The sequence below is a fragment of the Sulfolobus sp. B1 genome (assembly GCF_007050195.1).
Lineage (GTDB): Archaea > Thermoproteota > Thermoprotei_A > Sulfolobales > Sulfolobaceae > Saccharolobus.
The window spans coordinates 1-5,268 of record NZ_QIMI01000112.1 but is presented as its reverse complement, the minus strand read 5'-3'; the positions used below and the strand labels follow the sequence as shown (position 1 = coordinate 5,268).

Sequence of the window (5,268 nt, the reverse complement as noted above, 5' to 3'; positions counted from 1 at the left end):
AAATAACGTTAAAGGATAACAAGTATTACTTGAACGATAAGGAACTAGATTCTGATAAAGTGATTATAGCTACGGGACATTACAGCGTGGAAAAGTCTATGACAATACCTGCAATACAATACATAACTGACTACGAGATAGATAAAGAGGTTGTTGAATTTTATTTCTATTCTGGATTATTAGGTTATGCATGGATTTTTCCAGATAGAGAGGGGTCTAAAATAGGCATAGGTGGCTACGCGGGGGTAGATGAATTAAAAGAAAGAGTTAAAGGTATATTAAAGGGAAGAATTAAGCAATTCCATGGAGCTAGAGTTACTGACTACGGGGTGATAGAGGATAGGCTTAACGGAAACTATGTTGGAGAAGCGTTGGGCACAGTATATGCTATCACTGGCGAGGGTATAAGACCTTCGATAATATCCTCAAAGATTCTTGCGGACTCTTTAATAGATGGAAGGGACTTTAGGAAGGAGTTTAAGAAAAGTAAGTTGTACTGGTCATTAAACTGGCATGCTAAGGTTCTAAAAATGTCTAAGGAAAGAGATCCCAATGCTGTAAGGCTCTCAAAAGCGATTACTAGTAGTGATCCAGAGTTAGTTTTAAGATTTGCTATAGGTGATTTTAATAGATTGGATCTAATAAAGCTCTTCGGGAGGTCAATCATTTGAATTCATCTACTTACTATTTAGACGATATAGATAAGAAGATACTTAATATTCTTCAGCAAGATTCCAGGATACCATTCTCCAGATTAGCTAAGATGCTAAATTTAAGCGAGGCTACAATTTACGTTAGGATTAAAAGATTAAAGGAGAGCGGCGTTATAAAAGGTTTCTATACTGAGATCGATTATGATAAGATAGGTTTAAGTGTAGTTGCTTTTGTGTTAATAAAAGCTGATCCTAAAAGATATGAAAATATTTTAAAACAGCTAACTGAAATTAAGGAAATATATGAGATATATGATGTCACTGGAGAATATTATGCTATGGTTAAGGTAAGAGTTCCGACTAGAGAAGATTTAGCAAAAGTTTTAGATAAGATAGGTGGTATGGAAGGAGTTACTTCCACTTATACAATGCTTGTGCTAAGAGTGATAAAGGATAAGAAGGAACTCGATTTATGATCAGGAGCGAGAGCTCCTCTTCATAGCTCAGCCGGTTTTCTATTCCTCATCTCTTAATCTTTTCTATTAAATGCCCTACTATATATTTAGCTGGGCTAATACTGGTTGCTGCCTCAAATCCTCCCCAAAGAGGTGCTGCATTAACTTCAAGTATTTTATACCCTCCCTCTTCAAGATCCTCTATTACGTCTATTCCCGCGTAATCTAAACCTAGGACCCTTACACTCTTTAAACTAATCTCCTCAAGTTCAGCTGTAGGGACCAATATTTGAGCTACTGCTCCTTGCGCTATATTAGTTTTCCATCCACTCTTAGAAATTCTATATATACTACCTAGGATTCTATCTCCTATTACTATGACTCTGATATCCCTATCAGGTTTTTTAATATATTTTTGAACATAGACTGGCTGATTTACCGATAATATCGATTTAGAAATTCTAAACGCTATATCCGGATCAGATACTTTTACAGATCCTAGACCTAAACTACCTACCACTGGTTTTATTACAACTTCTCCCCATTTCTCTACTAGTCTCATTACTTCAAATGGGTCCTCTACAACCGCGGTATTTGGTACCGGTATCCCAGCTCTTTTGATTTTCATTAAACTTGCAAATTTGTCTCTAGCTTGTAACATTGCATCAGGTCTGTTAATTAAAACTACTCCGCTTCTCTCCAGTTCTCTTAGAACGTCAAACCTTTTTATGAACTGCTCAGTCGTAGATATAAAGCCTAAATTTCTAATTAATCCTCCATCGATTTCAACTTTCTTACCACTATAAGTAAATTCTATTCCCTTTTCAGTAATTTCTGCATTCAATTTTGATATTCTAATATAATACGCATTGTGATTTCTATTCTTAATCTCTAGTAACAATTGTTTAGAGGCGCTAGTAATTTTTTCTGATTCATGAATAACCGCAAGTTTAATTTCGTTTCACCAATTGTTCCTCAGATTTGAATTTCTTAAATCTTATCTATGCCGGCTTCCTTAAGAAGCCCGCTAGATAAGAAGTCTGGTAAACCTCTAATATCATCTACATATTCTTCTAAAAATGGGATTTGGTTTACGGTCTTTTCATACTTTGACTTATATTCTAAATAAACTGACTTTACGTATCCTTCTAAATTACCTTCCTTATAATATTTGAGTAATTGCCTTGCACTTCCTTCAATTTCATCAATTTTCTTAACTTTATAATCTATGAAATCGTCTATTACTTGATATATTATCCCTAAGTACTTTCCTATTAATAACATTTCATTTTTAAAGTTACTTCGTTTAGACGCATAAGCAGCTAATACTGTGGACAGTTTAAATAGACTACCAGTCTTTAGTTCTATGGTTTCTATATAATTATTACTGTTGTAAATATCCTTTAACGCACCGACAGCTGTATCTTTCCAGAGTTCAATACTTATATTTAATGCATCATCACCATAGGAAGTTTGGATTATTCTCAGTGCGGTAGGAATTAGATAGTTAGTAATAAAAATTACTTTCCTATTGCCATAAACTACCCAAGCAGCCTTATCTCCTCTTCTAGTTATATCTAGGTCAACTATATCATCTAGAGCTAGTGAAGCAGAGTGAAGAATTTCAATAGCTAAAGCCCCACCATAACTACTTTCTATTTCCCCTCCTAAAGCTTGAGTGAAGAACATACTTAAGGTTCCTCTGTACCTCTTCCCGTCTTTTAGGATATATTTACTTATATCAAGCAATTCCCACTCCTTATTCTCGGTCAAGAATTTTTCTACTAGATTATCAATTATGACCTTAGCCTTTAACCAGAAATCTATGATATTCAAAACTTCATACCTCCTCTTTAACCTCTTTTAAATAAAATAGAATCATACTTAAATATATAGGTGCCATCAAAGGATCTGTATCCAATAATACCTCTTTGACATTCTTTCCATTAGCCCTTAAATAAGATGATATTCTCCTCATCATGTAAGCATCTACACCCGTGGTAATAATTTGAGAATCAGTTAATATTATCTTATCAAAATAAGTTGAAACATTATGTCCAATCCTTTCTAAAAAAGACTTAGCAGGACTCATAATCGGAGAAAGTATGAGATGCAAATTCAGATCAAACTCTCTAGACTTTGTTTTAATCCAGTTTTCCAAATCAGATAGATCATTTATTTGTTGAATCAGTGATATTTCCCTTTTATTCTTATCCTCGGAAATAGTATTTAGTAATGATAGCGATACATTTATTTCACATAATTTGATGTCCAGAACTCTTAACTCTATTATACTGGTGGAAGGCTTATAATTAGTCCTTCCACAAAAGTAAATCACTCCACCTATTCCTAATGCTTGCATCCCACTTACCAAATCATGAAGCTCATTTTCATCTCCTAAAAAACCTAATATCCTTGATATGTCAGTGTAAGGACTTTCAAGAAATAAAAAATCATAAATATTAGATATTTCTATATAATTTCCCTTGATAGAGACTAATGCATTCTTCAGTGTATATGCCGGAAGTTCTTGTCCCTTGCCGAATACTATTATATCTGTATTACTAGGAATCTTTAATTTGAATATTTTAATCGAATCTTTTATACTAAAGCTGTCCTTAGGCTGTTGCAACATGAGCACAACTCCTCTTGAGGTCTTTCTGGAATTTTTTTAATTACCGCATATAATAATCTTTTAGCATTCTCCGTATTTTCAGACATCACCTTGGTCACTTCTTCAGCAGTAACTGGCTTATCAGCAAAAACATCGTAATCAGTTACCATCGCAATTGTTGCATAGCACATTTGCATTTCGCAAGCTAAATTTACTTCTGGAACTAAAGTCATCCCTATGATATCGGCTTTATAAACTTCCCTCCAAATTCTACTTTCTGCCCTCGTTGAAAATCTAGGTCCCTCTATACACACATAAGTACCTCTGTCATGTACTATTATATTCAATTCTTTTGCAGTTTGAACGATAATATTTCTTAAATGGTTACAGAAAGGATCAGCCATAGAAACATGGGCAACTATTGGTCCATCAAAAAACGTATATTCTCTCCTCTTTGTCATGTCTATGAATTGATCGGGTATTACGAAATTTCCAGGCTTATAGTCCATTCTTAAGCTTCCTACGGCAGAAACTGAGATGACCCATTTCACTCCTAGTTCTTTTAATGCCCATATATTAGCTCTATAATTTATCTTATGTGGAGGTATTCTGTGTCTCTTTCCGTGCCTAGGAATGAAAGCTACAGTCTTTCCCTCTATGTTACCTATCGTTATCAAATCGCTAGGTTCCCCATAGGGTGTATATACTTTTATTTCTCTGCTGTTAGTCAAAATACCAGGATCATAGAGCCCAGAACCCCCTATTATTCCAATCGTTGCTTTTTCAGTCGTCTGAGCCATAAGAAAGATAACCAAAATATATATATAAAAATTACATTATTACTTTAACTCGTCTTACGATGACGTAGAGAAAATCATGAAAATACTTTTATTTAGATAAAATATTTCTCTACCTCAGTTTCTATGGAACTTGCAAATTTGGCTACTAAAAGCTATTTTTAGATCTAAAGTCAACATTGAATATGATACCTTAACTTATATTTAAGTTATAAATACAATTTTGTTAATTAGGTAATATATCTGAGTAAGAAGACTATAATGGAATTTTAACAAAATAAAGAGTTGTATAGTCTCTAAATTATGTGATTTAAGCCATGATTAGCTTTAACTTATCTGAAGTACATAAGGTTTATATAGTTGATAAGGTTAATAGTAACTTAACAAATCTGTGAGTCGAGTCGAATGGAAGAAAAAGTAGGTAATCTAAAACCAAATATGGAAAGTGTAGATTTAACTGTAAGAGTTTTGGAAGCGACAGATGCAAGGCAGATACAAACGAAGAATGGTACTAGAACAATAAGTGAGGCAATTGTTGGAGACGATACGGGTAGAGTGAAATTAACGTTATGGGGTAAGCATGCTGGAAGTATAAAGGAAGGTCAAGTAGTAAAAATAGAAAATGCTTGGACTACTGCTTTTAAAGGTAAGGTTCAATTAAACGCTGGAAGTAAGACTAAAATATCTGAAGTGTCTGAGGATGGATTTCCAGAATCATCCCAAATTCCAGAGAATACGCCATCAGCACC

General features: G+C 34.0%; 7 protein-coding genes. 3 read left to right on the top strand and 4 right to left on the bottom strand.

The genetic code is table 11. The features are described from left to right. On the top strand, positions 1 to 671 hold a 671-nt coding region (locus DMP16_RS07665; protein WP_143577053.1), incomplete at its 5' end, for an NAD(P)/FAD-dependent oxidoreductase. Then, the gene (locus tag DMP16_RS07660) at positions 668 to 1,129 is read left to right on the top strand and encodes an Lrp/AsnC family transcriptional regulator (RefSeq protein ID WP_069283980.1); all 462 of its coding nucleotides are present in this window, start codon (positions 668 to 670) and stop codon (positions 1,127 to 1,129) included. The genes DMP16_RS07665 and DMP16_RS07660, both read left to right, overlap by 4 nt. Before the next feature lie 46 nt (positions 1,130 to 1,175). Here DMP16_RS07660 and DMP16_RS07655 read toward each other — a convergent pair whose 3' ends face one another. Genes DMP16_RS07655 through DMP16_RS07640 form a run of 4 tightly spaced genes read right to left on the bottom strand, consistent with a single transcriptional unit; the run spans position 1,176 to position 4,522 of the window. Continuing rightward, positions 1,176 to 2,048 (bottom strand): RimK family alpha-L-glutamate ligase, encoded by an 873-nt coding sequence (locus DMP16_RS07655; RefSeq protein WP_083216393.1) that lies wholly within the window; start codon positions 2,046 to 2,048, stop codon positions 1,176 to 1,178. Positions 2,049 to 2,098: 50 nt separating this feature from the next. Further along, on the bottom strand, positions 2,099 to 2,944 hold the full coding sequence (gene gdS-2, locus DMP16_RS07650; protein ID WP_069283982.1) for a hexaprenyl pyrophosphate synthase: 846 nt from the start codon (positions 2,942 to 2,944) through the stop codon (positions 2,099 to 2,101). Positions 2,945 to 2,948: 4 nt separating this feature from the next. Then, positions 2,949 to 3,743 carry a hypothetical protein gene (locus tag DMP16_RS07645; RefSeq protein WP_231961134.1) on the bottom strand — a complete coding sequence of 265 codons (795 nt, stop codon included), beginning with the start codon at positions 3,741 to 3,743 and terminating at the stop codon, positions 2,949 to 2,951. Beyond that, positions 3,710 to 4,522 carry an S-methyl-5'-thioadenosine phosphorylase gene (locus DMP16_RS07640; protein ID WP_069283984.1) on the bottom strand — a complete coding sequence of 271 codons (813 nt, stop codon included), beginning with the start codon at positions 4,520 to 4,522 and terminating at the stop codon, positions 3,710 to 3,712. Before DMP16_RS07640 ends, DMP16_RS07645 begins: the two co-directional genes overlap by 34 nt. A gap of 402 nt (positions 4,523 to 4,924) precedes the next feature. Here DMP16_RS07640 and DMP16_RS07635 point away from each other — a divergent pair. Beyond that, on the top strand, positions 4,925 to 5,268 hold a 344-nt coding region (locus DMP16_RS07635; RefSeq protein ID WP_143577052.1), incomplete at its 3' end, for an OB-fold nucleic acid binding domain-containing protein.